We start from the raw sequence: 25522 nt of genomic DNA, 5'->3' as shown, positions 1-25522 counted from the left end.
CCTCTTATTTCAAGTCCTAAGCGCGTCGCCTTGCACCGCCAGCCGCCCGTATGGATGGAATGGAGATTTGGCGATTAAAGAACTTTTAGGGTTTTAGCTAATTGCTCTAAAAGCCCCTTGTCGCCGCTAGCAAAGAGTTCTAGTTTTGTGTCTGTGTGTGGGCGTAAGCCATAGACTTGCTCTAGACGCGCCACGATCGCCTCGCCTGAATGTACCAAGCGCACGGGGGTATTGAAGCGGGTTTTAAAATAGGTTTGCAAGGGGGTAGAAATCCAAGGAAAGTGCGTGCAACCTAACACCACCACAGCCGGCGCGCTTGTTAGGGGGGTGAAGTAATGCTGCATGCACGCCTCTAGCAGTGCGCCCTCTAGCACCCCCTCTTCAATCAAGGGCACGAATAAGCCCGTGGCTAGACTCTGCACGAAGTCATAGCCCTGCTCTTTAAGCTCTCTTGCATAACGCCCGGAGTTAATGGTCGCTTTAGTGCCAAGCACTAGAATGGGCGCGTTTTTGGGCGTGCTCTGTGTGATCGCTAACACCCCCGCCTCAATCACGCCCACAATGGGGATTTTTGTTTTAGCCCTCATTGCCGGTAAAGCCCACGCACTCACGCTATTGCACGCCACGATCAACATGTCAATGTCAAAGGGCAAAAAGAAATCCAACGCCTCTAGGGAGAATTTGGCGATCGTGGCGGGGTCTTTAGGGCCATAGGGCACGCGGGCGGTGTCGCCATAATAGATAATATGCTCGAACAAGCGGGCTTTTAATAGGCTTTCTAAAACGCTTAAGCCCCCCACCCCGCTGTCAAACACCCCGACTTTCAAGAACCCTCTTGCATAAGTTTTAAGAACTCTTGGTTGTCCTTCGTGGTTTGCATTTTGGAGTAAATGAAGTTTAACGCCTCCACATCGTCCATTTGTTGCATCACATTTCTAAGCACCCACACTTTGGTTAGGGTGTCTTTACCTAGCAAGATATTGTCCTTACGGGTGCCCGATTTGAGCACATCAAAGGCGGGGTAAATGCGCCGATCGGAAATGCTACGGGCTAACACGATCTCGCTATTGCCCGTGCCTTTAAACTCTTCAAAAATCACCTCATCCATGCGTGAGCCCGTTTCGATCAAGGCGGTGGCAATAATCGTTAAACTCCCCCCCTCTTCAATGTTGCGCGCCGCGCCAAAAAAGCGTTTGGGCTTATGCAAGGCGTTGGCATCCACGCCCCCGCTTAACACCTTCCCGCTTGAGGGCGTGATCGCATTGTAAGCCCGCGCTAAACGGGTGATTGAATCTAATAAAATCACCACATCTTTACCCATTTCCACCCGCCTCTTTGCCCGCTCTAGGACTAATTCAGCGATGCGTATGTGGTTGGTGGAGGGCAGATCAAAGGTGGAGCTAAAGACTTGCCCATTGACACTTCTTTGCATGTCCGTAACCTCTTCGGGGCGCTCATCGACTAATAAGATAATGAGCTCCACTTCGGGGTGGTTGTAGGTGATCCCATGCGCGAGCTCCTTCATCAACTCCGTTTTACCCGTGCGCGGCGGGGCGACAATGAGTGCCCTTTGGCCTTTACCCATGGGGCTAAATAAGTCGAGCATGCGCCCTGTAACCTTGGTCGGCTCATACTCAAGTTTTAGCTGTTCGGTGGGGAATAGGGGGGTTAAGTTGTCAAAGAGCGGGCGGTGGCGGATTTCATCCAGGGGGAGGTAATTCACTGCCTCAATTTTTAGCAAAGCGTAATACTTCTCTTGATCTTTAGGTGCGCGCACTTGCCCGGTGACAATGTCGCCATTACGCAGGGCAAAGCGTTTGATCTGTGAGTGGCTCACATAGGTGTCGTTTTGGTTGTCTGAAAAGCTGCCATCCAGCCCACGCAAAAACCCATACCCATCCCCGGCGGTTTCTAAAATCCCCGTAAAGAGGATATACCCCCCTTGACTGACTTGGTTTTTAAGGATTTCAAACATCAAATCTTGGCGTTTAAACTCTTGGGGGTTCTCCACTTTCAGCTCATTAGCGATTTCTAAAAGTTTTTCTGTGGGCTGGGCGCGCAATTCTTCAATGCGGTATCCGCTCACAGGGATGTGGGTTTTTTGTTTATGGTGGTCGGCCATATCAATCCTTATGTGGGTATAACAACTAGAAGCCTCATTTTAGGGAAGCTAAACATTAAAAAAGTAGTGAGTAAAACCTAGATTCTAGTGTAAAACTCTCTAAAAGTCAAGGCTTTACACCTTTGCCATTGGCAATTTGCGCTTTAAACCCGCCACAAAGACTAAAAGAAAAGTGCTCGCCACTAGGGGGTAGAGAAATGTGGGGATAGGCAGTGGGTCACCGGCGGCGTAGCTGTGCATACCAGAGAGGTAGTAATTCACCCCAAAATAGGTCATTAAAATGGAGTAAAAGCCCACCACACTCGCACTCGCAAACACATAGGGCATGAACTCAAAGCGTAAAAAGCGTAGGTGCAAAATGATCGCATACACAGCGATGGAGATTAAAGCCCAAGTTTCTTTAGGGTCCCAGCCCCAATAACGCCCCCAAGACTCGTTCGCCCACACTCCGCCAAGGAAGTTACCCACCGCAAGCAGCAATAGCCCCATGATCATCCCCATTTCATTGAGCGCGCTGAGGGCTAAAATGCTGGTGTCAATGTGTGGGCGCTTGGGGCTTCTTAGTAAGAACAATAGCAAGGTGAGTAGCCCCAAAATAAAGCACAGCCCTAAAAAGCCATAGCTTGCCGTGATGATAGACACATGGATATTGAGCCAGTAGGACTTTAGCACGGGGACTAAGTTACTGATTTGCGGGTCCATAAAGCCCAAATGCGCCACAAATAGGGCAATGCCGGCTAAAAAGCTCGAAGCACATAGGGCTAAGTTAGAGCGCAAAATGAGCCCAGAGAGCATGGCTGCCCAAGAGATGTAGAGCATGGACTCGTAGGCGTTGCTCCAGGGCGCATGTCCGCTCACATACCAGCGCAACACAAGCCCCGCGCTGTGCGCCAGCCAGCAAAGCAGCAAAATGCCATAAAAGCTAAAGTGCAGCCACTTAGGCACCGCTCTATTTTTAAAGATCGCCACCAGCACCACGCCTAAGAGCACCACGCCTAGGAGCAAATAGGGGAGCATGAGCGTGTGGAAAAAGTTGCTATGGTTTAGAAGTATCTCAGAATCCACACGCCCCGGGCTTAGGGCGAGTTTGCTATGCGTGCGTTGGTAGGCGAGCAGGTCGTTTAGGGTTTTATGCACGCTCTCCCATTGGTTGCTATCCACGCCCATATCAAAGCCCTTAAATAAATCCCTTAAAAAGTGCGTAGCCTCTGTAGAGATTTTAATGTTCTCGTTTTTGAGCGCATCGGCAGGGCTTAGCCATGTGTTGCCGCTTTTATCGGGGAAAATCTTTAAAATATTCCCGCTGAAAATCAAATACACGAGATTGACCCGCTCATCCAGCTTTAAAATATCCTTGTCAAATTCATCCCTATCCTTGGGGGCTTTTTGATTGACTTCCTCCACGAAGTTTTGCAGCTTGTAGCCATGTGGTCCAAAGACATCCAAAAACGCAATGCGCCGCTGGTTCGTGGGGGTGCCAAGCAGCGCGCGCAACTTGGGCGTGGAGGTGTAAATCATTTTAATGCTTTTGTAATCATCCGGGTAAAGCATCATGCCCAGCATCACCTGCAAGTTGTCCATGCCTTTAAAGCCGTCCTCCTTGGTGATTTTGTGGATGAGCTCCATACTCAAGGTGTCTAAAGGTTTAATGCGCCCTTCAAAGCCCTGCACCTGCAGACGGGCAAGGGGGGTGAGCTGCCCTTTGGAGTGCGCCCTTAAATCCTTAAAGCGTTGCAAGATTTTGGCGTGCATTTGGGCGGTGGTGGGCTGCACCTTTGCCATTTTATCGATGGGCGGAGCGATGGGGGTGCTTTTGCCCCCGTGCATGTCGATCTTGCCCTCATCAGCGTGCGCCACTGCGCCAAGAGAGAGGGCACATAAGAGGGCGACTATGTGTTGCGCCTTTAAAAATCTTGAGAGCCTTTGAAAGCGTCCTTGGCGGCTAAAGAGCAAGAACAACGCCCCAGACATGAGCATGGCGTAGCCAAAGTAGGTTAAATTCTTGCCAGGATCACGATTAACCGATAAAATCGTGCCCTGTTCGTCCGTATCATAGGAGGATTGGAAGAAGCGATAGCCCCCATAATCCAATACATGGTTCATAAAAATTCGAAAGGGCATGACAAGCTGCCCCTTGGCATTTAACACCTCTACCTGTGAGGCGTAAGAGGAGGGGCTCATCGAGCCGGGGTAGCGGGTCAGCTCAAATTGTTTTAAATGCAGCTTAAAAGGCAAGGTGCGCTCAGTAACGCCCCAATTGAGCGCGATATGCACGCCCTCAAGGGTGGTCTTTTCATCTTGGCTAACAATGCCATGCCCGCCTAGGATATGCAGGGTGTGGCTCGCCCCACCATAGCTTAGTTTCATGGTGAGTAGCGCGCGGTTGTCCTTTTTATTCGGGGTCATTTTATGCACGCCAAGAGGCTCTAAGAGCAAAGGTTTGCCATAGACCATCACTTCTGCGGTGGGTAAATAGCGCGAATAGGGCGAGAGGGTGGTTTTTAAAGAAAAGTGCAGGGGTTTGGCGCTGTCCTTGCTGAGGGTGAGGTTTAAATAGCTGTCGGTGGTGGTGATTTTGTCGCTGGTTTGGTTGGTGCGTAGGTGCATGGTCGCCTCAAAGCCAAAGAACCTTGTAACCCCCGCCCCCAAAATGATAAACACCAAGGCACTATGGAAAAACAAGCTGGCGTAGCGTTGCCGCTGCCACGCTTTAGAGGCGATTAAAGTCCCCACAATCACCAAGAGCAAATACACATGCAAGGCGCTAAACCACCATGTGTTATAGACGAGCGCGCGGCTGGCGGGTGTGCCATAATCGTTTTCAAGGAAGGTTGCTAAAGCGCAGGCGGTCGCATACACCATCAATAAAGGGATTGCCACCCAAAACGAACCAAAGAAAAATCCAAAAATCTTTTTAACTTGCATGGCGGGCTTCTTGTGTTTTTTTAAGGATATATGCGCGCAATTTCTCAATGAATTGTTTGTCGTTCAAATCTTTATATAGTCCTTTACCCACAAACTCCAACACCGCCAAAAGTTGCACATGGGGCATGTAGCCGGGCAGTTCGTAAATGGTCTTGCCCGTGGGGTCGGCGAGCACGAGCGTGGGCGTGGAATTGACATCGTAAATGGAGGAGAGGTCTTGGGTGTTTAGCATGGTTTCTTTGGGTTTTTGGGCCGGGCCTATGACAAAATGGTGCATTTTGGAGTAGCTGATATTGATGTAGTAGGCACTGAAGTGCTCTTTAATGTAGGTGCGCAAACTAGCGTAGTGCTTTAGGTCTTGCTTTAACATTTCGCAGTAAGAACAGCCATTTTTGCCAAAGACAAGCAACATATACTTACCTTTGGTGCGGATGTCTTGCGTGTCTTGGAAAATGTCCTCTAAGCCGGCGTAGCTTTGTTTGTCAAAGTTGTTGCTCTCTTTAAAAGTGCTTTGGGGGGAGGTGGCTCCTGAACTTAGCATGCTCTCATCCACCTTGTCATCGGCAAGGGCAAAATGACAAAAGAGAGCCAATAGGGGAAGTAAAAGAAATGAGCGCATAAAAAACCTTTTTAAGAAAATAGGGGCATTTTAACTTTTTTTATATAAATCATGGGCTTAGGGGCTTTCTAGGGGCGTTGTGGACCAAATCTAAAATCGCCTGTGCGAAGTGCAAATTGTCGTTTAAACAGGGGCAGACAAGAAACTTAGGCACCGCGAGGCGCTTGGCTTCTAGGCGGTATTGCATTTGTAATTCGTAAGTGGTTTCTGAGTTGTCGATGCTAAAGGCTAGGGGGTAAATGAGGATTTTATCCCTGCGGTGCGCTTCTATGGCCTCTTGGGTGCTAGGCTCTAGCCATTTCATGGGCCCCACCTTAGATTGGTAACTCAAAGTGATTTTTTTAAAGCACAGGGGCAAGAGTTGCTGGGTGAGCAGGCTCACATGGTGTAAACACTCGGCTTGGTAGGGGTCGCCTTGTTGCACCACGCTCTCAGGCAAGCCATGCACGGAGAAAATGAGCACAAACTCTTTAGGGTTATGCCCTTTAATCGTGTCTATAATGCTTTGGACGATGGCTTGGTTGTAAAGCGTGTGGGTGTAGAAACGATCGATACAGCTTAGAGTGGGAGCGAAATTTAGGGCTTTTAGAGCCTTTAAAGCATCTTCAATGGAAGATAAAGTCGTGGTGGTGGAGTATTGCGGATACATAGAAAAAAGCAAACACGAGTCAAAGCCTTGTTGTTGCAGCTCGGCAAAGACCATGGGCGCAAAAGGTGGGGTGTAGCGCATGGCGTAGGTGTAGTGGCGGGTGGGGTCTAGCGTGTTTAAGCGTTGGGTGAGTTTGGCACTCAAATCATTAATGGGGGATTTTTGCCCGATTTTTTCATAAATGGCTTTGGATTTTTCTTTACGCATTTTGACGATGAAAGAGGCTAAGAGTTTGCGCCAAAAGGGGCTTTTGATCGCTAAAATGTAGGGGTCGTTGAACATGTTTGTTAAAAACACTTCTACTTCGTAAAGATTGTTCGGGCCGCCCATATTCAATAAAACAACGGCTTCTCTAGGCTCTAAAATTGACATAAGCTTCTATTATGCCATGATTTGCCATTTTTGCATGGTAGAATGCGCTTTTATGCTAGAAGTAAGGATTGCCATGTTTGAAACGATCATCGGGCTAGAAGTGCATGCCCAACTCAACACCCAAACCAAGATTTTTTGCTCTTGCGCCACGAGTTTTAAAGATGCGCCCAACACCAACACCTGCCCCGTGTGCTTAGGCTTGCCCGGGGCTTTGCCCGTGCTAAACGCCGAAGCGGTGAAAAAGGCAATTGCCTTTGGCACGGCGATCAACGCCACCATTAACCAAGACAGCGTGTTCGCCCGCAAGAATTACTTTTACCCAGACCTGCCCAAGGCTTACCAAATCTCGCAATTTGATCGCCCCATTGTCGCGCACGGGTATTTAGACATTGAAACGCCAGAGGGCGTAAAACGCATTAACATTGAAAGGGCACATTTAGAAGAGGATGCGGGCAAGAACATACACGCCACCAACCACTCGCAAGTGGATTTAAACCGCGCTGGCACACCCCTTTTAGAGATCGTGAGTTGCCCAGACATGCGCAGCAGTGCAGAGGCGATCAGTTATTTAAAGAAATTGCACGCCATTGTGTGCTTTTTAGACATTTGCGATGGCAACATGCAAGAGGGCAATTTTAGATGCGATGCCAATGTGTCTATCCGCCCTAAAGGCGAGAGCAAGCTCCTTACAAGGGTGGAGATTAAAAACTTGAATAGCTTTAAATTTATCCAAAAGGCAATTGAGTATGAGGTGGAGCGCCAAGTGGAGGCATTTGAGAGGGGCACTTATGCGAGCGAAGTTGTGCAAGAAACCCGCTTGTTTGACACGGCTAAAGGGATCACGCAGTCCATGCGCAATAAAGAAGAATCCGCCGATTACCGCTACTTCCCCGACCCCGACTTGCTCCCCGTGCATATCCCCGACTCTCTTTTAAAAGAGGGTAGGGACATTAAAGAATTGCCCGAAACTAAGAAAGAACGCTACATGAGCAGTTTAGGCTTGAAAGCCGAAGAGGCGGGCACTTTAGTGGGGAGTTTGGAGCTAGCAACTTATTTTGAGAAAATGCTAGAGCTTGGCGCAGGTGCGAAGGGGGCTTGTTCGTGGCTGTGTGTGGAGCTTTTGGGGCGTTTAGAGGGCGAGCAGACTTTGCAAGAGTGTACAATCAAGCCGGACACCCTAGCTAAAATCGTGCTAGACATTGAAAGCAAACGCATTTCAGGCAAGGCGGGCAAGGAGATTTTAGACGCATTAATGAAACAAACTAGCGTAAGTCCCAAAGACATAGACACCCTCATAGAGAAGCTCGGGTTGGCGCAGGTGGGCGATGAGGGCATGATTTTAAAAGCCATTGCTGAAGTGCTTCAGGGCAACGCCGATAAAGTCGCCGAGTATAAAGGCGGGAAGGATAAACTCTTTGGCTTCTTTGTAGGGCAGGTGCTAAAAAGGCTTAAAAACGCCAATCCGGGGGTTGTCAATCAGTTGCTCAAACAAGAGCTGTCTAAGTAGCCAAAAGTGGGAGTAGGGTCATTAAAACCCAGTGGGGCTTAGGGCTTTAGAGCCTTGAGATTTTGCATTTCGGTAACGCTGTAGCGGGTAACCTGAAAACCCGTGGGGTTTTTAGGCATCATGGCGGTGTCAAAGGCAGGTAGGGGCTTGAAGGCAAAACTCAATACAATGTTGTAGCGTTTCTCGCTTAAGGGGTTGCCCGCTCTAAAGAGTTTTGCCACGATTTGCACTTGGGCGATGTTTTGCTCTTTGCTCTGCTTGAGCAGCGAAATGTTAATGATGTGGATGTCCCTTGTGAGCTGTTGGGCGGTGTAAATGCTGTTTTTAGAGGCCACCAAGTTTTCAAAAATCTGCCACACCTGCGCCTCGCTTTGTAGGCGCACCACCTCATAGCGTTCTTTATCATCAATGCGATTAATGGATTCTCTATCCAGCACATACTGCCCCACCAAGGAGCGCACCAAAGCCTCATTGCTTGCCAAATTGCCGTCTGCTTTTTGGATGATGGCGTAGTGCTTGTCTTGGTTAGCAAAGTCTATGAAGTGGTGTTCGGTTTTTTTTAGGGGTAGCAAAATGATCAACGCCACAACCAACGCTAAACTGATGAAGCTAAGCAAGACCACCAAGCGGTAGGCGATGGTGGTGTTGCGCCTTTGCACTTGAAAAACGCTGTTTAAGTCCAAGTTCTGCACTGCCAAGCTTTCGATCTTGCTTGTCAAGTCCTTTTCAAACTTAGCCTGCTCGGCCTGCAGTCTCGCCCACAATTCGGCGACAATCTCATCTTTTAAGGGGTCGTTGCTATTCTCCATGCCCGGCTCGAAGTGTGCCAAATTTGCCCGCTTTCAAGTCGGCTTGGGCTTGTTCGATCTCTTCTTTGCTGTTCATCACAAAGGGACCACATCCAACGATAGGATCGCTTAAGGGCAAGCCCGTTAAGACCAATACGCTAGATGGTCTTAAAGCCTGAAGATGCACCCCCTCTCCGCCTTTTTGAAAAGTGATGAGCTGTGCAGGCCCCGCCCTCCACATCTCTAGAGCCACTAGCCCATCACGCACAAAAATCAAAACATTGTGGTCTTCTGGCGTGGGTAAATGTAAAGAATCCTTAAGATTTAAATCCCACACACTAATGGGGCTAAAGGTCTTAACCGGACCCACCACCCTCTCTAAATCGCCGGCGATGATGCGCACTTGGCTTTTTCCTATTGTGACGGTGGGGATTTGCTCGGCACTAATGGCTTGGTATTTGGGCGGAGTCATTTTATAGACTTTGGGTAAATTCAGCCAAAGTTGCACCATTTCAAGCACCCCGCCTTTTTGGCAAAACTTTTTAGAAAGCAATTCTTGGTGTAAAACTCCAGAACCCGCTGTCATCCACTGCACGCCTCCCGGGGCAACCAAATTCCTTGTGCCTTGTGAATCGCTGTGTTCCACCTGTCCTTGATAGACAATGCTCGCTGCCTCAAGACCCCTATGTGGGTGTGGACCGACCCCTAAACAATCTGCACTCGCCTTAAAATGATGCGGACCGATATAGTCGATCAACAAAAAAGGATCGCCATTTTTGTGGACTTCTTTGTAAGTAAACATTGTAGATACATAAAAACCATTGCCCACCCAATGTCTGGGCGGAGCTTTATAGACTTGCGCCACTCTTTTCACAGCTCTCCTTCCTTAAAAAAGATAGCGTATTATATCTATACAAATGATAACAAATCGCAAAGGCAGTTAAAATCCATGTCCTCTAAACGCTCTTGGTCGTTTAAAAGGGTTTCAATTTGGATCACCTTTTTGGGTGGATAGACTTCTTTTAGGGCGTTTTGGCATTTTTGTTGCAGGGCACTTAAGCCTTCTTCGCGTCTAAAGCGGTGTCCTAGGGGGTATTTCACCTCCACTTTTTGCGTGCTGGAGCCGTCTTTAAAAAAGACTTGCAAGGCGTTTGGGATCGCCCTTTTGTGTGGTTCTTTGGCTTCTTTGGTGTAAAGGGGGCTTATTTGCACTTCTACTAGACCCATGAGTTGCTGCAAAAACGGGTTCTTGGCGTTTGTGTCGCTGTAAGAGTCCGCCCTTAAGTGCCCCCTTAATAAGGCGTAGGCGATGGGATAAGCTAGGCTATACTCACGATCCAGGCGTTGGTAAGCCTGCCCCCCACCTGCCATGATTTTCTCCACGCCCTCTTGGGTGGTGAGCACGATTTTAGAAATTTCGTCCAAACGGGGCGCAATTTGTTTATGCAAAATCAGGGCACACTCCACGGCGGTTTGGATAGGAAAGAGCACAGGGTAAGAGATTTTATACAAGATATTTTCAATGACATGTGAACCTAAGTTATTTAGCACTAATCCGCCTTTGGTGTGGGGCATACACACGGCTTCAAACCCCCATTTAGGCGCGCTTAAAACCTTCACACAACCCATTTCACCACTCATCGCCCTAAGTGCTAGCTGTGCCCCCCGACTCGTGGCATCTGCGCCTGCCCACGCCTGCCTAGTCGCACTAAAGGGGGCGTGGCGAAACACCCGAAGCACCCCCCATCCACAAAGGCGTGTGAGAGCGCGCTTAAAATCTCTTCTAATCTACCGCCTAGCATTTTTGCCCCTACGCCCGCGCTGGCGACACGCACCAATAAAGTGTGGTCTAAGCCCTCATCGTAAAAGGAGTTGTCCATCGCCAACACCCCTTGGATCTCATAGGCCTGCACCATGGCGTGTAAAATGTCTTTGACTTTTAGGGGCTGTTCTTGTTTGGACAAGCGCAAGCGGCTCACATAATCGCCTAAAGCCCAAATCGCCCCCAAATTGTCGCTAGGATGGCACCACTCTTTAGCCAGCCAAGTGTCGTTAAAGTCTAGCCAGCGCACCATACAAGACACATTAAACGCCGCCCCCACAGGCTCAAGCTGGTAAGCCGTGCCTAGCACCTTCGCCCCTAAAGGCCTAAAGTCCGCCCCGGGCACACTGGGACCTAATAACTTTGTGCATTCAGGGTCTTTTAACGCCATTAAAACGCAGGCAATGGAGTCTATGAGGCTGAGTGTTGCGCTTTGGGTGGCGTGTTTGGAAATGGTGCCGTCTAAAATGTAGTGGGCTAGGGCTGTGAGAGCCGAATCGTAACTTAACATAAAAACTTCCTTTAAAATCCTTAATAAACCTTAGTGAAAAAGTGCGCTGCCTACACGCACTAAATTTGCCCCGTAGGCGATGGCAAGCTCAAAATCCCCGCTCATGCCCATAGAGAGGGTTTTGGCGTTGGGGAGTTTGTCAAACAAGTCCCTAGCTTGGCTAAAGACTTGTTCGCTCTGTATTTGAGTGCCATTAAGAGGCCCCATCACCATTAAACCTTGCAAATGGATTTTTTTACAGGTTTGGCTAATTTGGGCGTAGGTGTCTAGGGCTTGCTCTAAACTTATCCCGCTTTTTTGCGCTTCGTTTGCGATATTCACCTGCAACAAAGCATTTAAAGGCTCTTTAGCCCTAGTGTCTATGGCTTTAGCGAGCTCTAAAGAGTGCAGGCTATGCAGCAACACAGGCTTTAGCTCTAGTAGTTTGTTGATTTTATTGTGTTGCAAAGGACCTAGCATGTGCCACTCTAGGGGCAAGTCTTTGAGTGCGCTGACTTTGCGCCCAAATTCTTGAATATAGTTCTCCCCAAAGGCACGCTGTCCACAGGCATAAAGCTCTTGCACCTGCTCTAGGCTGGCGTATTTAGACACCGCCACTAATTGCACGACATGGTGTGGGCTGTAGGCGAGGCGGGCTTTTTCAATGCGCTCGATTAGGCTTGCGAGGCGTTGCTGCATGTTAGCCTTTCGAGGAGTGGTAAATGTGGTATTTCTCATAAAGTGGGTCGCTTAAAGGCGGGATTAGCCCCCTACTTGCGAGGCTCTCTAGCACGCTTAAGGAACAATTAGTTTCTTTAGGCCACTCCCTAGTATGCCCCTCTAGTGCGCCCTTGTCGGTCGCATCTATGCAGATTAGGGGCGGCTTTAGCCAAATGTCGCGCTTGGCGTCTATGTTATTCACCACTCGCCAAAGGAGCATGTAGGGGTTATTTAAGTCGTTCTTATGGCTATCCACAAAAATGAGCGCGCTCACATGGGGGGCTAAGGGTTCTAAGTTTTTAAAAAGGGGCACTAGGGGGGTGGTCTTTTCTATACCCACGATTGCAATGGGGTTTTTGCTCTCTAGCCCGTATTGCTTTAAATTTTGCACTTGGGGCATTAAAGCTTGTAGGCGGGCTAAGAGCTCAGGCTCTTCTAGGGGGGTTTTGGGGTGCGGGGTGGGCTCTAAAGCCACTAGCCCTAACTTGCCCCCAAAGGCGTAAGTGGGGCTGGCGTGATCGAGGGCATCGCACACACCACAAGAAAGTAGGCTTTGGTGTAAATCAAGGTGGTCTAAAATGTGGGCAAAGAGGGCGGGGTAGTTTGTGAGTTTGGGCGCGTTTTTACCGACAAAAATAGCGTGTTTAACAAAACTCATTTGCCCCGTGCCCCAAAAGTGGTGCATGATTTGGTGGGCGTGACCCGGGTAGCTGGGCGCAATTTGGGCTAGGATGAGATTATGAAACACCCCATTTTCGGGCATGTGATAATCTATTAGCCCTTGTGCGCTTTTTTTAAGCAGAGGCAAAAACAGCCTTTCGGTGAAGTAGCCCATATACTTGTCCTCTAGGGGGGGCTTGCCCACCACGCTGGCTAAATAAACGAGCTTGTCTTTAAGGTGCATGGCTTGCACTTCGAGCACGGGGTAGGGCTCTTTGGGGGTGTAAAAACCCGTGTGATCGCCAAAGGGTCCCTCCATTTCTAAGCGGCTTGTATCTACCCACCCCTCAAGCACAATATCTGCGTCTAGGGGCACAGCAAGGGGGTTTGTGAGGCAGGGCATAAGCTGGGCGCATTTGCCCCGAATCAAGCCATACAAGGCAAGCTCAAAGACTCCATAGGGCAGGGGGGCTTGCCCGCACCACGCATACAATGCGTCCCCACCGATCGCCACGCTCACGGGCATTTTCATCCCCGCCTCTTTGTAGGCGTGGAAGAAGTGGTTCGAGTCTTTATGGATTTGCCAGTGCAGGCCGAGGCGGTTTTTGCCCTGCACCTGCAGGCGGTAAAGCCCTAAATTGTGGTGTTTCTTGTCTAGGCTTTGGGTGTAAATCTGCCCCATAGTGATGAAGGGGGCGGCATCGTGCTCCCAAGTGGTGAGGATAGGCAGCTTATTTAAATCCACTTGTGCGCCCTCAAAAACTTGCCTTTTTGGGGGGGTTTTAGAGATTTTAGGCAGGCTAAAGCGCAGGCTGTAGAGGTTTTTAGCCAGCCCTAAGAAGTCTTTAAAACTTTTAGGTTTTTGTAAATTTAGTAGGCTTTCTAGTTGCGCTTGGCAGTCCTCAATGGAGCGGTTGAGGATGAACTCTAGACGCTCTTTTGCACCAAAGACATTCATTAAAACGGGGATTTCTAAGGGCGTGTCGCCCCTTTTTGGCTGTGTGAATAACAACGCCTGCCCGCCTTTGGGCTTTTTAACCTCAATGTAGGCGATGTGCGGGATTTCTAAGCAAATGTCTAGGGGTGTGTCAAACACCCGCAAATCCCCCCGCTCTTTAAGTTTAGCGATGAGCTCTTGCAACTAGATAGAAACCACGGACACGCCTAGGCAGTGGGGGACTTCCTGCAGGTCGTGTAGGATATTAGGGCCAATGGGTGCATCCACGAGGATCGCCGCTAGAGCCTCAGCCTTGGCGTTGCGCCCCAGCCTAAAGTCGGCGATGTTGATGTTGTGCTTGGCTAGGGTGTGCCCCACATTGCCGATCACCCCGGGCTTGTCGGTGTTTTTAAATAAAATCATCGTGCCTTGCGGCTTAACATCCATTTCAAAGCCGTCTATGTTGGTGATTTTTAAAATGTCGTCGCTAAAGGCGGTGGCGCTGATTTGGGTGCTATAACCCGGCGCACTTAATTGCAAAGTGATGAGATTTGTATACGGGGTTGCGTCTTCTAGGGTCTTGGTGGTTAAGTGGATGTTGCGCTCACTGGCGACATGGGGGGCGTTGACATAGTTGATTTTATCGCCTAGGCTGGGCTTTAATAGCCCCATTAGGGCGAAGGTGAGTAAGGAATTGCCATATTCACAGATGGAGCCGGCTAGGGTGAGTTCTAGCGCGCTCCACGCCCCCTTATGCACCTGGGCGCAGAAGAAACCGAGCTTTTGGGCGAGCTGTAAATAGGGCTTGGCGTAAGGAGCGATGTTGTCTTGGATGGGGATGTTTAGGGCGTTGGGGTAGCTGCTCCCCCTTAAGGCTTCGATCACCGCTTGGGCAGCTTCTTTGGCGATCTGCTCTTGCGACTCGTAGGTGTTTGCCCCGATGTGCGGCGTTACATAGACATTGTCTAGCTCTAAAAGGGGGTTCTTTGTGCCTGGCTCTTTGCTAAAAACATCCATGCCAAGCCAGCGCACTTTTTTAGACTTTAAGGCTGCATATAGGGCTTCTTCATTGTAAAGCCCACCTCTAGCGCAGTTGATTAAAATCACGCCCTCTTTCATTTGGGCGATCTGCTCTTGGCCGATGATGTTGATCGTTTCCTTGTTCTTGGGGGTGTGGATGGTGATGATGTCGCACGCTAAAATGTCTTTAAAATCCTTCGTGTAAAGCACGCCTAAGTCGGCGGCTTTGGACTTGGGGATGTAGGGGTCGTAGGTGATAACCTCCATGCCAAAAGCCAAAGCCCTAACCCCCACCCTTGAACCGATGTTGCCAAAGCCGATGATGCCTAGTTTCTTGCCATAAAGCTCTGTTCCATACCAATCCTCTCGCTTCCATAGGTGTTCGTGTTTGAGTTGTGTGTTTGCCCCGGGCAAGCGGCGCACGGCGTTTAACATGTGCGCCATGGTGAGCTCTACGGCGGCGATCGTGTTGGCGGTGGGGACATTCATCACCACAATGCCCTTTTGCGAGCACAGGTCAATGTCCACATTGTCCACGCCTACACCCGCGCGCACAATGGCTTTTAACTTCGTGGCGTGGGCGAGTAAATTAGCGTTGATAGCGGTCATGCTTCTTGTGATGAGCGCGTCGATGTCTTTAATCGCTTCGGATAAGGAGGGCTTTTCAAGCGTGGAAAGGTCTTGTATCTCTAAATCCATCTGTTCGTATAAAAGGGCTAACCCTCTTTCATGGATAGGGTCGCAAATGGCAATTTTTGGCATGGCACTTCCTTAGTCAAGTTGATAGGGGATTTGGTAATACTTCAAGTCTTTTAAAAATTGTGTCGTGGCGTTGGGTAAATAAATGATTAATGTCGTTCTGGCTTTCTTTTTATCCAAGGCAAAGTCAATGTGCTCGGTCTTTAAAATCTCGCGCAAACAAAAGAGTTTATAGCTGTCTAAATTTTTCACTAGGATTTTACGAGTTGGGGTGCTTTCTAAAAACTCAATATCAACTTTCTTTTCCAAAGAAGGGTAGAGAAAAAGGCTGTCCTTTTCTGAGGTTGTGTGGTGTTGTGTTTCGTGTAAAGACTGGATGAACATCCCCTTGAGCTCTTGCCCTTGATCTAGATCTAGGGTTTGGGCGTGGGCATCCGCTGTGTGCTCTTTGCTGATTTTATGTTCCTCATGTTCTGTGTGATGTTCTTCGTGGTGTTTAGACAGATACATTTTATAGCCCAAAAAGCCCGCCACACATAGGGCCACCGCCACCACAAACCACAGCACAAACGCACGAAATTTGGCAATTCTCATCGCTTAAATTAGAACTTGCCGCTGAGTTTGTCCCCTAGCGTCATTTTGGTGTCGCCGGCGTTGAAGGTGTGGAGCCGATCTTGCTCTCTCTTACGCTCTAGGCGGCGCACACTCGCACGCACCCGATTATTGCTCTTTTCAATCGCTACAACCGCGCTTGCCACCATGTCCCCCATTTTGAGTTCCTCTTTTTTCAAGGGGTAGAGATCCTCGGCTTTGATGAAAACATCGACGCCCTCTACATTCACAAAAATCCCAAAATCCTTCATCCCCACGATTTTGCCCTCGATCACATCACCCACGCGGTGCTTTTGGCTAAAGGTTTCTGTGGGAGAGGGCTGAGAATATTTCATTTCTAAAGAGATTTTTTCGCTGTCTTTGTCAATTTTTAAGATTTTGGTTTTCACCACATCCCCAACTTTAAAATGGTCTTTGCATTTTTGATCCTGCTCCCAAAACGCATCTTTGTTGTGCAACAAGCCATCCACGCCTCCCAAGTTCACAAACGCCCCAAAATCTGTGAGTGTCGCAACCTTACCCTCGATCACTTCGCCGACTCGGTGTTTAGACACAAATTCGTTAAAGGGTTTGTCGGAGAGCTGTTTTAAAGACACCCTTAAGCGGCGGTTTTTACTGTCAATTTCTATAATTTTGACATCAATTTCTTGGTTGAGTTCTAAATAGTCGCTAGGGTGCTTGACATCTTTGTTCCAAGAGATCTCTGAGATGTGTAAAAAGCCCTCTATGTCGTTGCCAATATCCACGAACACGCCGTAGTTTTCAATGTTGCTCACCACGACTTTAATGGCGTAACCGACTTTTAATTTTGTTTGGATCTCTTCCCAAGGGTCTTCCGTTGCGGCTTTGATGGAGAGAAGCAGGCGTTTTTTCTTTTCATCGTAAGACAAGGCTTTCACCTGCACCACATCGCCCTCTTTAAAGTGTCTGGCGGGGTTTGTAGAACCTCTGTGCGTGATCTCGGTGTAATGCACCAAGCCTTCCACCCCCTCCACTTCCACAAACACGCCAAAACTCGTTACACTTTTGACCACGCCGGTGTAGATCGCACCCGATTCCACGAGTTTTTGGGATTGCTCGTGTTGGTATTTGCTGTAAACATCAAAGAAGCGTTTGCGTGAGATGGAGATCGAAGCGTTTTCGGGGTCAATGGCGGTGATACAAGCTTTAATGTGCTTGCCTATGTGCTTGGCATCTCGCTTTAAAGAAGATTGCGTCTTAGAGAGAAAATACTCCACGCCCTCATTGTCTACGACAATGTAACCGCCCTTATTCTCCCTAGTAACCCTGCCATCCACGACTTTATCTTTAAAATCCGCCCCCAAAGCTTGGATTTTTTCTTGGTTTTTGACAAACGCCAACGCCCGCTTGTAAGACACGCTGGGGCGCTCCCCTTTTTGGGACACATAGACTTGGATCGTGTCGTTCATCCCAAAGAGTAGCCCCCCTTGAGCATCCCCAATCTCACTCAAAGGCAAACGCCCCTCTGTTTTGCCCCCCACGCTCACCATCGCATAGCCCTCTTGCCCGTTGATTGAAACGATCACACCCTCCCTAAGCGCGCCTTTTTGCTCCACCTCTTCGGTTTGCATATACTCTTGCATATAGTCCTGAAACTCTTTGGACTCGCTTTGGCTACCTAGAAACTCTAATTCCTGATTCATAACAAACACCCTTTTTACAACAAAATTAGCTATAATTATAGCTTTAATTCCCTTATAATTGACGAAAAAATAAACATGAGTGGTTGCATTGCACTTTTTTAGAAATATCCACTTTAAGAGTGTATCCTTAATCATCACCACTTATAATCAAGAACAACACCTCAAAATGGTGTTAGATTCGGTGTTGAATCTCGCTTGTTTGCCTAACGAAGTGCTGATTGCTGATGATGGGGGGGACACTCAAGCCCTCATTGAAAGCTACCGCCCTCTTTTTGCCCAAAAGAATCTACTCTTAAAGCATGTGTGGCAAGAGGACTTGGGCTTTAGGGCTACCAAGAACCGCAACAACGCTATTAAAGAAGCGTGCGGAGAGTATATTATTATCATCGATACGGACACCATCTTATCCCCCATGTTCATCGCCGATCACATGCACTTTGCCCGACCTAATGTTTTACTACAAGGGGGGTGCTTGCTTTTAAACCCCAAAGAGAGCTAGAGAGTCTTAGATACACAAGTGTGGCAGGCGTGCGTAGTTGCAACATGAGTTTTAGTAAACAAGATTGTTTAGCGATTGAGGGCTTTAATGAAAAATTTGAAAGCTGGGGGCGCGAGGATAGCGAGTTTGTCGCCCGTTTTCTCTTTAACCACGGCACGCTAAAACCTCTTAAGTTTTGCGCCCTAGCTTACCACCTACACCACGAGAAAAACGCCCACAACCTACTGCTTGAAAACCACGCCCTCTACCTACAATTCTTGAAAAGCGGCTCATTAATTGGAGAGCTACCCCCTAAAACTCTATGTTGTCCGAATTGACATCGGCTGTGCCTGCACCCGTGCCGCTTTGGTAGTTTTTGAGCTGTTTAAAGACTTGGGCTTTAATGCGCTCGATGGCAAACCCACGGCTATGCTGATCGGCATTTAGATGCTTGGAGTAGATGATGTCCCCTTGGCAATTTTTAATGTTGATGTCTAAGCCGATGTGAAACAACCCATTACCCTCGCTGGTGAAAATTTTATTGTCTATGCTGTAAAAGCCCGGGGCAGTGGTTTGGCGCACAAAACGGGCATATTGCCCCATAAGCACATCGGCGATTTCCCCATCCGCTCCATTAGCAAAAACAATCTGCGCCTTGGGTTTAGGGCTATTGGCCTTGATGAGCTCCTTATAAGAAGTGAGGGGGGCTGAAGAACGCCCATAGGCGTTTAAAATCTCTTGCAAGGGAGTCATTTTGTCTAAGAGGGTTTGGATTTGCTGTTTTTCACGGATAAAAATCCCATGGCAGCCTTGCGTGGGTTTAAAGGGGCTTAAAGTGTTGTAAAGGTCGGCGTAGCGTTTTGAGAGCAAGTTTAAAAACATGTTTTTGTCCATGACCACCCTAGTGTAACACACGCCTTTTTGGCACTCTTGTTTATCTGTGTCAACATGGACCAATTTGAGCGAATCGACCACTAACTTAATGTGTTGGCTGGCTTTTTTATCTAGTTTATTGTTGTTTCTAGTGGTGGTGCTGGTGGTTTGCGAAGACACATGCACAGAGATATTGCTAGCTAAATCGTTTAGGGCCTTTTCTTTGGCGGCTTCCCTAGTGTTGCCCGAACCACTGCCATAGAAAAACTGAGGCTTGTTGGGGGTGTTCTCATACCAATGGGGCACAGCTTGTAAGAACAAGGGCAAACCCAATAAGATCCACGGCTTTTTTAACATGTAAACTCCTTATAAAAGCTCTATTCTAGCACATTTTACCACAAAGCCCGCACAAGGCTAAGATTAGAGAAACTCCGGATGTAAAAGACATGGTCTCGGTTAGTGCAGTAAGTATTGGGCTGTAAGAGGATATTAGGACTACACACAACGAGTCTAAAATTATAAATATCTTGTCCATCGGCTAAAATGTGGATTGTGTGTTTGTGGGTGTTCCTTAGGCGCACAATGTAAAACTTGTGGGGAAAAACTGCAGAAGAGCGGATGTCAGCTGAGGTGCTCGCCGCCGCATAAATGGAAGAAAACAGCCCTCCTAACACGCCTAAGTATTGGTTAGAAACCGCTTCAAGCCCCACTTTAAGGGCGGTTGAGGTGATTGCCCTTGTGAGGATGTAGGGCAATTGTTTTTTAAATTCGCTGGCAATGAGTGCATCCAAGAGTAGCAGCGGTTCAAAGTTGCGCTGTTTTTGTCCCACCCGCAGAGCAAAAGTGCTGTGGAAATCTACGCCTTCTTTGAGTTGTGGTAGAGCTAAACTCGCATCGTAAATCCCATTAGGCAAGGGCAAGGGGATATTGATCTTAAATTCTTTTTTTGTCGCTTGCTGTCCGTCTTCTATGAAAACCCATGTGAAGTGGGCAGAGGTGGGGTGATTAAAAAAGATCAAATCCTCGCCTATGGTGGTGGAGTGGCTGATGCCGTAGGCTTCTTTTAGGTAGTCTAGCCCCTTGCTTAAATCGTTGTTCTCCACAAAAAACAGCCCAGAGAGATAGGACACCACGGGGTTAATCAAGTCGTTGTAGGCGTAAAAATCATCCAAATTAGAATATTCATTGTTTAAGATTTCTTGCACTTGGTTATTGGATTGTTCAGCACTTAGGCGGTTTGAGCCTCGCTGTTGCATTTTCTCAACCGCCTTGCGGATCTCTTTATTGTAAAACTCTTTAGCCCGTCGTTGGCGGTCGTTGGCGCGGTTAAACTCCACCCGTGCATCTTTTGGGTCTTGCAATAAAAGATAATCGATAGCCTTGTAGTAATTGAGTAACACGCTCTCATAGACATTGCCCGTATAAGCCCTAACATTGTCGTTCACCAACACTGCCCCCACATTACCCAAAGATCGGCCAAAGAGATTACGGTGGCGGTCGTAGCGCAACTCAGCGACATTAAAGGCTTTTATCGAGTTGGTGTATTGTCCTGCCATTAAAGCACTCATGCCCTGTTGCAAATCCCATAACAAAGCGTTACTATGGTCCTTTTTAGCCATTTTTTTGGAAAACAAGTAAGCATTGGAGAATTGTGCGCCGTTGTAATAAATCTGATCAAAGCGTTGTAATTGCTCCCGATTGCCTGTGCAGCCTGCCAAAGAGCCCAACACCACAACCACAAACACCCACATGTAAAGTCTTTTCATCAACGCCCTTAAAACCTTTTAGCCATTTTATCAAAATGTAAGCAAACATATAAGACAATCCCACTCGCCTTTTCTTAGACCTATGCAATGAGGTTTTTAGACAACGCTTCAGGGTGGGAACACAGCAGAGCAGCTAAATATCTTGTGTGCCTTAGCCATCTGAGAAAGGGCATTAGATCACTTTACACTTTAAGTTTAGAAGATGCGTGTTTTGTTCATGGGAGTGCCAGTGTTCGCCCGCGTGGTGTTGCAACAGCTCATCTTAGAGGGCGTTGAGATTGTCGGGCTTGTTACGCAGCCTAGTAAACCCTTTGGCCGCCACCACACCCCCAAGGACAGCGCAACCAAGACCTTTATTTTAGAAAACCACCCCCATATCCCCATTTTAGAGCCAAACAAACTTGATGAAGAAGCTTTGCAAGCCATTGCTGCTTTAAAACCCGACAAAATCGTGGTTGTGGCGTATGGCAAGATTTTGCCCCAAGCTTTGCTAGACTTAGCCCCATGTTTGAATTTGCACGGCTCGATCTTGCCCCAATTTCGAGGGGCAAGCCCCCTGCAAGAAATGATTTTGCACGACTTAAAAACCTTTGGCGTGAGCGTGATTTTAATGGACGCACACATGGATACGGGAGATATTTTGGGCGTGGCTTCGTTTGAAAAGGATAGGGATCACAACTTGCAAGATTTGGGCGCAAGGCTAGCCCTCTTGGGGGCCAAGCTTATGGCGAGCGTGCTTAAAAACTTTAAAAATATCACCCCCACGCCCCAAGATCACAGCCAAGCCAGCTATTGCAAGAAAATCAGTAAAGCCGATGGCTTGGTGGATTTTAGCAATGCCCGCCAAGTCTATTTAAAATACCTTGCCTACTACCCATGGCCGGGGGTGTTTTTAAACAGCGGGCTCAAACTCTTTGGCATTGAGCTTTTAAGCACGGCAGAACAACACAAGGAAGGCAAAATTTTAACCATAGATGACGAGGGGGTATCGGTGGGGTGCGCTAAAGGCGCGCTAAAGATCGCACAGCTACAAGCCCCCGGCAAGCAAAAAGTCGGGGCTAAGGCATATTTGAGCGGTAAACGCCTCAAAGTCGGGGACATTTTAGCCTAGTGCAAGTTTTAGAGTTTGAGAGTCTACCATCCACGCAAATTTATTTAGTCGAGCAGATCAGAGCCAAGAGTCTAACCCCCCCCATTTGTGTGTGGGCAAAACAACAAAGCGCAGGCATAGGTAGCCGCGGGCAAGTGTGGGAGAGCGTTGAGGAGGCGTTGACCTTCTCTTTTGCTTGCACGATAGACACGAGTACCCCTAAGCAAAGTTTGAGTCTATACTTTGGCTATCTGTTTAAACAAACCTTGCACGGCTTAGGGCATAAAGAAGTGTGGCTCAAATGGCCTAACGACTTGTATGTGGGGGAGGCAAAAGTGGGTGGGGTGATGAGCCAAATCCATAAGGACATCGTCATTTGTGGGATCGGGCTAAATATTTGTACGGACAAATACGCCGCTCTAGCTGTATGCGCCAAAGAAGTGTTGCAAGCGTTTTTAAAGGGTTTAGAACACCCCCCCACTTGGGCAAAGATTTTTAAAGCCTACAAAATCGACTTTGAGCGCACCCACTCTAAGCAATTCTTTAAGCATGAAAGCGGATTAATCCCCCTATCTCAAGCCACAATGCGCCCCGATGGTGGGCTAGAGATAGAGGGGCAAGTTTATTACTCCCAACGCTAAAGCCACCTAAAAGCTTAAGTGTGCTAGAATGGAGGCTTTTTACAACCAAAGGATTTGGCGCATGAGCATTTCGATCAATGTCTACCTAATGGCTGTGGTGTTTATCACTTTCCTTGCCTTATTGGTCTTGCTTAATTCGTGGGTGTACCAACCCTTGTTGGCATATATGGATGAGCGCCAGGAGTCCATGGCAAAAGACAAACGCAATATAGATCAGCTCCACAGCGAGACAGCCATGCACCATCAAGAAGCCCAAAATATTTTAAAAGAGGCACGGGTGCAAGCGGATAAAATCGTGCAGGACGCACTCTACGATGCACGAGCGAATTATGAGTCGGTCGTGGCGCAAAAAGAGAAAGAGCTAGAAAAACAAGCCGAAGAAGCCAACAATGCATTAAAGGAAAGTAAAAGTAACTTGAAATTACAATTAGCCCATGATTTGCCCACTTTAGAGGCTTTGTTGAAACTGAAAATATCTCAAATTTAAGGTTGACTTTGTTACAGCGCGTTTTGCTCGGGGTTTTAGTTTTTGGGAGCGTGGCGGGGGCTACGCCTTTGGGGCATACGGACATTGTGATGCGGATCCTCAATTTCCTTTTGTTCATGGGGATTTTGTGGTATCTCACGGGCAACACCTTTAAAAACATTTTAGCCGCAAGGTGCGCAAGAATCTCTAAAAACCTAGAGCAACTCCAAGAGGAACGCCAAGCTGCCAAAGAACAAAAGGAACAAGCGCTAAAAGCCCTAGAGGAAGCCAAGCAACAAGCCACCCAAATCCTCTCCAACGCCAAACAAGAGGCGTATTTGCTCACCCAAAAGTTCGACCAGCAGTCTAAAGTCACGATTGAAAAGTTGATTAAAAACCACCAAGCCATGCAAGAGAAAGAAAACGAGCGCATGCAAGCCGAAGCGATCGCCGAGGTCTTAAACGAACTCTTTGAGGGGGCTAAAGCTGAGTTTGACGCCCCCACTTACATGCACTTAATCCACAATAAAGTCGCCCCATGTTAGAGCTCATCGCCGCCAAATACACCCAAGCCCTGCGCCAAGCCCTAAGCTCTGAGGAGTTCACCCAAGCCATGGAGGTGCTAGAAGCCCTATGCGCCCTATATAGCCACCCCGATTTTTTAGAGCTCATCAACTCCCCCCACTACCCCGATAGCCTCAAACAAGAGGTGTTAGAACGCTTTTTAGAGGATAAAGAGGGCAAGTTGCACAACTTGATCTGCTTATTGGTTTTGCATAAACGGCTCAACCTCCTCCCCCTTATTTATAATTCTTTGCGCTCCCAGGCCCAAAGGGCACAGAACATCTACCAAGGCTACCTTTACAGCGATAAAGATTTAGCCCCAGAGGAAGTGCAAGAGCTTTCTAAGCATGTATCCGCCCACTTCAACATCTCTTTAAGGCTCAAAACCCTACACCAAGATAGAGAGGGTGTGCGCTTGGTGATCCCCGATTTGGAAACCGAGATCGCCTTCTACAAAGAAAACTACTTCAACCAGCTTAGACAGCACATCTTACAAGCCGTTTAACACAAAGGAGAGAAAATGTTAAAACTAAAAGCCGAAGAAATCAGCGCGATCATCAAAGAGCGGATCGAAAACTTCACCCCCGACATCAACATCACCCAAGTAGGGCGGGTCATCGCCTACGCCGATGGCGTGGCAAAAGTCTATGGGCTTAAAGATGTGATGTCTTACGAGGTCGTGGAGTTTGACACGGGCGATAAGGGGCTTGCCTCTAACCTTGAAGAGGGCTGTATCGGGGTGATTGTGCTAGGTGGGGGCAGAAACATCAAAGAGGGCACTTCCGTTAAGCGCACCAAACAACTCATGAAAGTCCCCGTGGGCGATGCCGTGGTGGGGCGGGTCATCAACACTTTGGGCGAGCCCATTGACGGGCGGGGAGCGATTGAGGCAGACACCTTTAGATTCGTGGAGCAGAAAGCCCCGGGGATCATGGATCGTAAATCTGTGCATGAGCCCCTACAAACAGGCATTAAAGCCATCGATGCCTTAGTGCCCATCGGGCGGGGGCAAAGAGAGCTGATCATCGGGGACAAGCAAACCGGCAAAACCACGGTTGCCATAGACACGATCATCAACCAAAAAGACCAAAATGTGATCTGTATCTATGTGGCGATCGGGCAGAAAGAATCCACGGTCGCGCAGGTGGTGCGTAAATTAGAGGAATATGGGGCGATGGAGTATAGCGTGGTGGTCAATGCCCCCGCCTCCGATTCGCCAGCCATGCAATACCTCGCCCCTTATGCCGGTGTTACCATCGGGGAATATTTTAGAGATCAAGGGCGGCACGCTTTAATTATCTATGATGACTTGAGTAAGCACGCCGTGGCTTACCGCGAAATCTCTTTGATCTTACGCCGCCCCCCCGGGCGTGAGGCCTTCCCCGGGGATGTGTTCTACATCCACTCCCGCCTTTTAGAGCGCGCCGCTAAAATGAGCGATGATCGGGGTGCGGGCTCGCTCACGGCTCTGCCCATCATTGAAACCCAAGCGGGCGATGTGTCGGCGTATATCCCTACAAATGTAATTTCTATCACAGACGGGCAGATTTTCTTAGAAACCGATCTTTTCTACTCTGGTATCCGCCCCGCGATCAATGTGGGCTTGTCTGTGTCGCGTGTGGGCGGGGCAGCCCAAATCAAAGGCACAAAGCAAGTCGCCGGCACCTTGCGCCTAGATTTGGCACAATACAGAGAATTGCAAGCCTTCTCGCAGTTTGCCAGCGACTTGGATGAGGCCAGCCGCAAACAGCTAGAGAGGGGACAGCGCATGGTGGAGGTGTTGAAACAACCCCCCTATTCGCCCCTGCCCATTGAAAAGCAAATTGTGATGATTTATGCGGGGGTCAAGGGCTTTTTAGACGACATTCCGGCTAAAAAGTCGTGGATTTTGAATCTAGCCTCTATCCCTTCTTGGAGTCCAAATACCCCAATATCCTCGAGGACATCCGCACCAAAAAGGCTTTAGACAAAGACTTAGAGGCGATGCTTAAAGTCGCCATTGAAGAATTTAAGCTAGGCTTTTCTCTCTAGGGGTAGG

The 25522-nt window shown here is 48.4% G+C and carries 20 protein-coding genes, 1 other RNA gene and 3 pseudogenes; 9 read left to right on the top strand and 15 right to left on the bottom strand.

The annotated features are described in order from the left end of the window. Positions 1-74: 74 nt before the first annotated feature. The 5 genes from murI to hemH form a co-directional block, all read right to left on the bottom strand. Positions 75-827 carry a glutamate racemase gene (gene murI, locus K6J74_RS01390; RefSeq protein WP_221272150.1) on the bottom strand — a complete coding sequence of 251 codons (753 nt, stop codon included), beginning with the start codon at positions 825-827 and terminating at the stop codon, positions 75-77. Continuing rightward, a complete protein-coding gene (gene rho, locus K6J74_RS01385; RefSeq protein WP_221272149.1) occupies positions 824-2122 on the bottom strand; it encodes a transcription termination factor Rho in 1299 nt (432 codons plus the stop codon). Before rho ends, murI begins: the two co-directional genes overlap by 4 nt. 114 nt (positions 2123-2236) lie before the next feature. After that, positions 2237-5047 carry a cytochrome c biogenesis protein CcsA gene (ccsA, locus tag K6J74_RS01380; RefSeq protein ID WP_221272148.1) on the bottom strand — a complete coding sequence of 937 codons (2811 nt, stop codon included), beginning with the start codon at positions 5045-5047 and terminating at the stop codon, positions 2237-2239. Next, the gene (locus tag K6J74_RS01375) at positions 5037-5666 is read right to left on the bottom strand and encodes a SoxW family protein (protein WP_221272147.1); all 630 of its coding nucleotides are present in this window, start codon (positions 5664-5666) and stop codon (positions 5037-5039) included. The genes ccsA and K6J74_RS01375 overlap by 11 nt, the downstream gene beginning before the upstream one ends. A 49-nt stretch (positions 5667-5715) precedes the next feature. After that, entirely contained in the window at positions 5716-6687 is a 972-nt protein-coding gene (hemH, locus tag K6J74_RS01370; RefSeq protein WP_221272146.1) for a ferrochelatase, read from the bottom strand. A 67-nt stretch (positions 6688-6754) separates the two neighbouring features. Here hemH and gatB point away from each other — a divergent pair, with 67 nt between their 5' ends. Then, on the top strand, positions 6755-8194 hold the full coding sequence (gene gatB / locus K6J74_RS01365; RefSeq protein ID WP_221272541.1) for an Asp-tRNA(Asn)/Glu-tRNA(Gln) amidotransferase subunit GatB: 1440 nt from the start codon (positions 6755-6757) through the stop codon (positions 8192-8194). 38 nt (positions 8195-8232) lie between these two features. On the opposite strand, the gene K6J74_RS01360 is transcribed toward gatB, so the two are convergent. From K6J74_RS01360 to K6J74_RS01325, 8 genes and pseudogenes are all read right to left on the bottom strand, one after another. Beyond that, on the bottom strand, positions 8233-9024 hold the full coding sequence (locus K6J74_RS01360; RefSeq protein WP_260321632.1) for a VirB8 family type IV secretion system protein: 792 nt from the start codon (positions 9022-9024) through the stop codon (positions 8233-8235). Beyond that, positions 8993-9856, bottom strand: coding sequence for a pirin family protein (locus K6J74_RS01355; protein WP_221272145.1), 864 nt, complete (start codon positions 9854-9856; stop codon positions 8993-8995). Before K6J74_RS01355 ends, K6J74_RS01360 begins: the two co-directional genes overlap by 32 nt. 35 nt (positions 9857-9891) lie before the next feature. Beyond that, positions 9892-11315: pseudogene (gene prpD, locus K6J74_RS08955) on the bottom strand (2-methylcitrate dehydratase). 30 nt (positions 11316-11345) lie between these two features. Next, positions 11346-11993, bottom strand: a complete 648-nt coding sequence (locus tag K6J74_RS01345; protein WP_221272144.1) for a YggS family pyridoxal phosphate-dependent enzyme — start codon at positions 11991-11993, stop codon at positions 11346-11348. Position 11994: 1 nt separating this feature from the next. Continuing rightward, positions 11995-13815 (bottom strand): menaquinone biosynthesis decarboxylase, encoded by a 1821-nt coding sequence (locus K6J74_RS01340; protein ID WP_221272143.1) that lies wholly within the window; start codon positions 13813-13815, stop codon positions 11995-11997. Beyond that, a complete protein-coding gene (serA, locus tag K6J74_RS01335) occupies positions 13816-15393 on the bottom strand; it encodes a phosphoglycerate dehydrogenase (protein WP_221272142.1) in 1578 nt (525 codons plus the stop codon). It lies immediately after the preceding gene. 9 nt (positions 15394-15402) lie between these two features. Then, complete coding sequence (locus K6J74_RS01330; RefSeq protein WP_221272141.1) at positions 15403-15924, bottom strand: hypothetical protein; 522 nt, start codon at positions 15922-15924, stop codon at positions 15403-15405. 8 nt (positions 15925-15932) lie between these two features. Further along, the gene (locus tag K6J74_RS01325) at positions 15933-17606 is read right to left on the bottom strand and encodes a 30S ribosomal protein S1 (protein ID WP_221272140.1); all 1674 of its coding nucleotides are present in this window, start codon (positions 17604-17606) and stop codon (positions 15933-15935) included. Between the two features lie 115 nt (positions 17607-17721). Between K6J74_RS01325 and K6J74_RS08950 the strand changes: the two are divergent. After that, positions 17722-18422, top strand: a pseudogene (locus K6J74_RS08950) (glycosyltransferase); the annotation flags it as partial. Here the strand turns inward: K6J74_RS08950 and K6J74_RS01315 are convergent. After that, complete coding sequence (locus K6J74_RS01315) at positions 18397-19314, bottom strand: LPP20 family lipoprotein (RefSeq protein ID WP_221272139.1); 918 nt, start codon at positions 19312-19314, stop codon at positions 18397-18399. The pseudogene K6J74_RS08950 and the gene K6J74_RS01315 overlap by 26 nt on opposite strands. A gap of 35 nt (positions 19315-19349) precedes the next feature. Next, positions 19350-20723, bottom strand: a complete 1374-nt coding sequence (locus K6J74_RS01310) for a COG3014 family protein (RefSeq protein WP_221272138.1) — start codon at positions 20721-20723, stop codon at positions 19350-19352. Between the two features lie 71 nt (positions 20724-20794). Between K6J74_RS01310 and ffs the strand changes: the two genes are divergently transcribed. The 7 genes and pseudogenes from ffs to atpA all read left to right on the top strand — a co-directional run bounded on the left by ffs (position 20795) and on the right by atpA (position 25515). Continuing rightward, an RNA gene (ffs, locus tag K6J74_RS01305) (signal recognition particle sRNA small type) lies at positions 20795-20892 on the top strand. Between the two features lie 33 nt (positions 20893-20925). Next, positions 20926-21834 carry a methionyl-tRNA formyltransferase gene (gene fmt / locus K6J74_RS01300; RefSeq protein ID WP_221272137.1) on the top strand — a complete coding sequence of 303 codons (909 nt, stop codon included), beginning with the start codon at positions 20926-20928 and terminating at the stop codon, positions 21832-21834. Then, positions 21834-22454 carry a biotin--[acetyl-CoA-carboxylase] ligase gene (locus tag K6J74_RS01295; RefSeq protein ID WP_221272136.1) on the top strand — a complete coding sequence of 207 codons (621 nt, stop codon included), beginning with the start codon at positions 21834-21836 and terminating at the stop codon, positions 22452-22454. The genes fmt and K6J74_RS01295 overlap by 1 nt, the downstream gene beginning before the upstream one ends. 61 nt (positions 22455-22515) lie before the next feature. Continuing rightward, the gene (locus tag K6J74_RS01290) at positions 22516-22941 is read left to right on the top strand and encodes a F0F1 ATP synthase subunit B family protein (RefSeq protein ID WP_221272135.1); all 426 of its coding nucleotides are present in this window, start codon (positions 22516-22518) and stop codon (positions 22939-22941) included. Positions 22942-22949: 8 nt separating this feature from the next. Continuing rightward, the gene (locus tag K6J74_RS01285; RefSeq protein ID WP_221272134.1) at positions 22950-23465 is read left to right on the top strand and encodes a F0F1 ATP synthase subunit B family protein; all 516 of its coding nucleotides are present in this window, start codon (positions 22950-22952) and stop codon (positions 23463-23465) included. After that, positions 23459-23989, top strand: a complete 531-nt coding sequence (locus K6J74_RS01280; protein ID WP_221272133.1) for a F0F1 ATP synthase subunit delta — start codon at positions 23459-23461, stop codon at positions 23987-23989. Before K6J74_RS01285 ends, K6J74_RS01280 begins: the two co-directional genes overlap by 7 nt. Positions 23990-24004: 15 nt before the next feature. After that, positions 24005-25515: pseudogene (gene atpA, locus K6J74_RS01275) on the top strand (F0F1 ATP synthase subunit alpha). The last annotated feature ends 7 nt before the right edge of the window (positions 25516-25522 follow it).

It is taken from the genome of Helicobacter sp. NHP19-012 (assembly GCF_019703325.1).
Taxonomy (GTDB): domain Bacteria; phylum Campylobacterota; class Campylobacteria; order Campylobacterales; family Helicobacteraceae; genus Helicobacter; species Helicobacter gastrofelis.
This window is presented reverse-complemented; position numbering and strand designations above follow the sequence as displayed.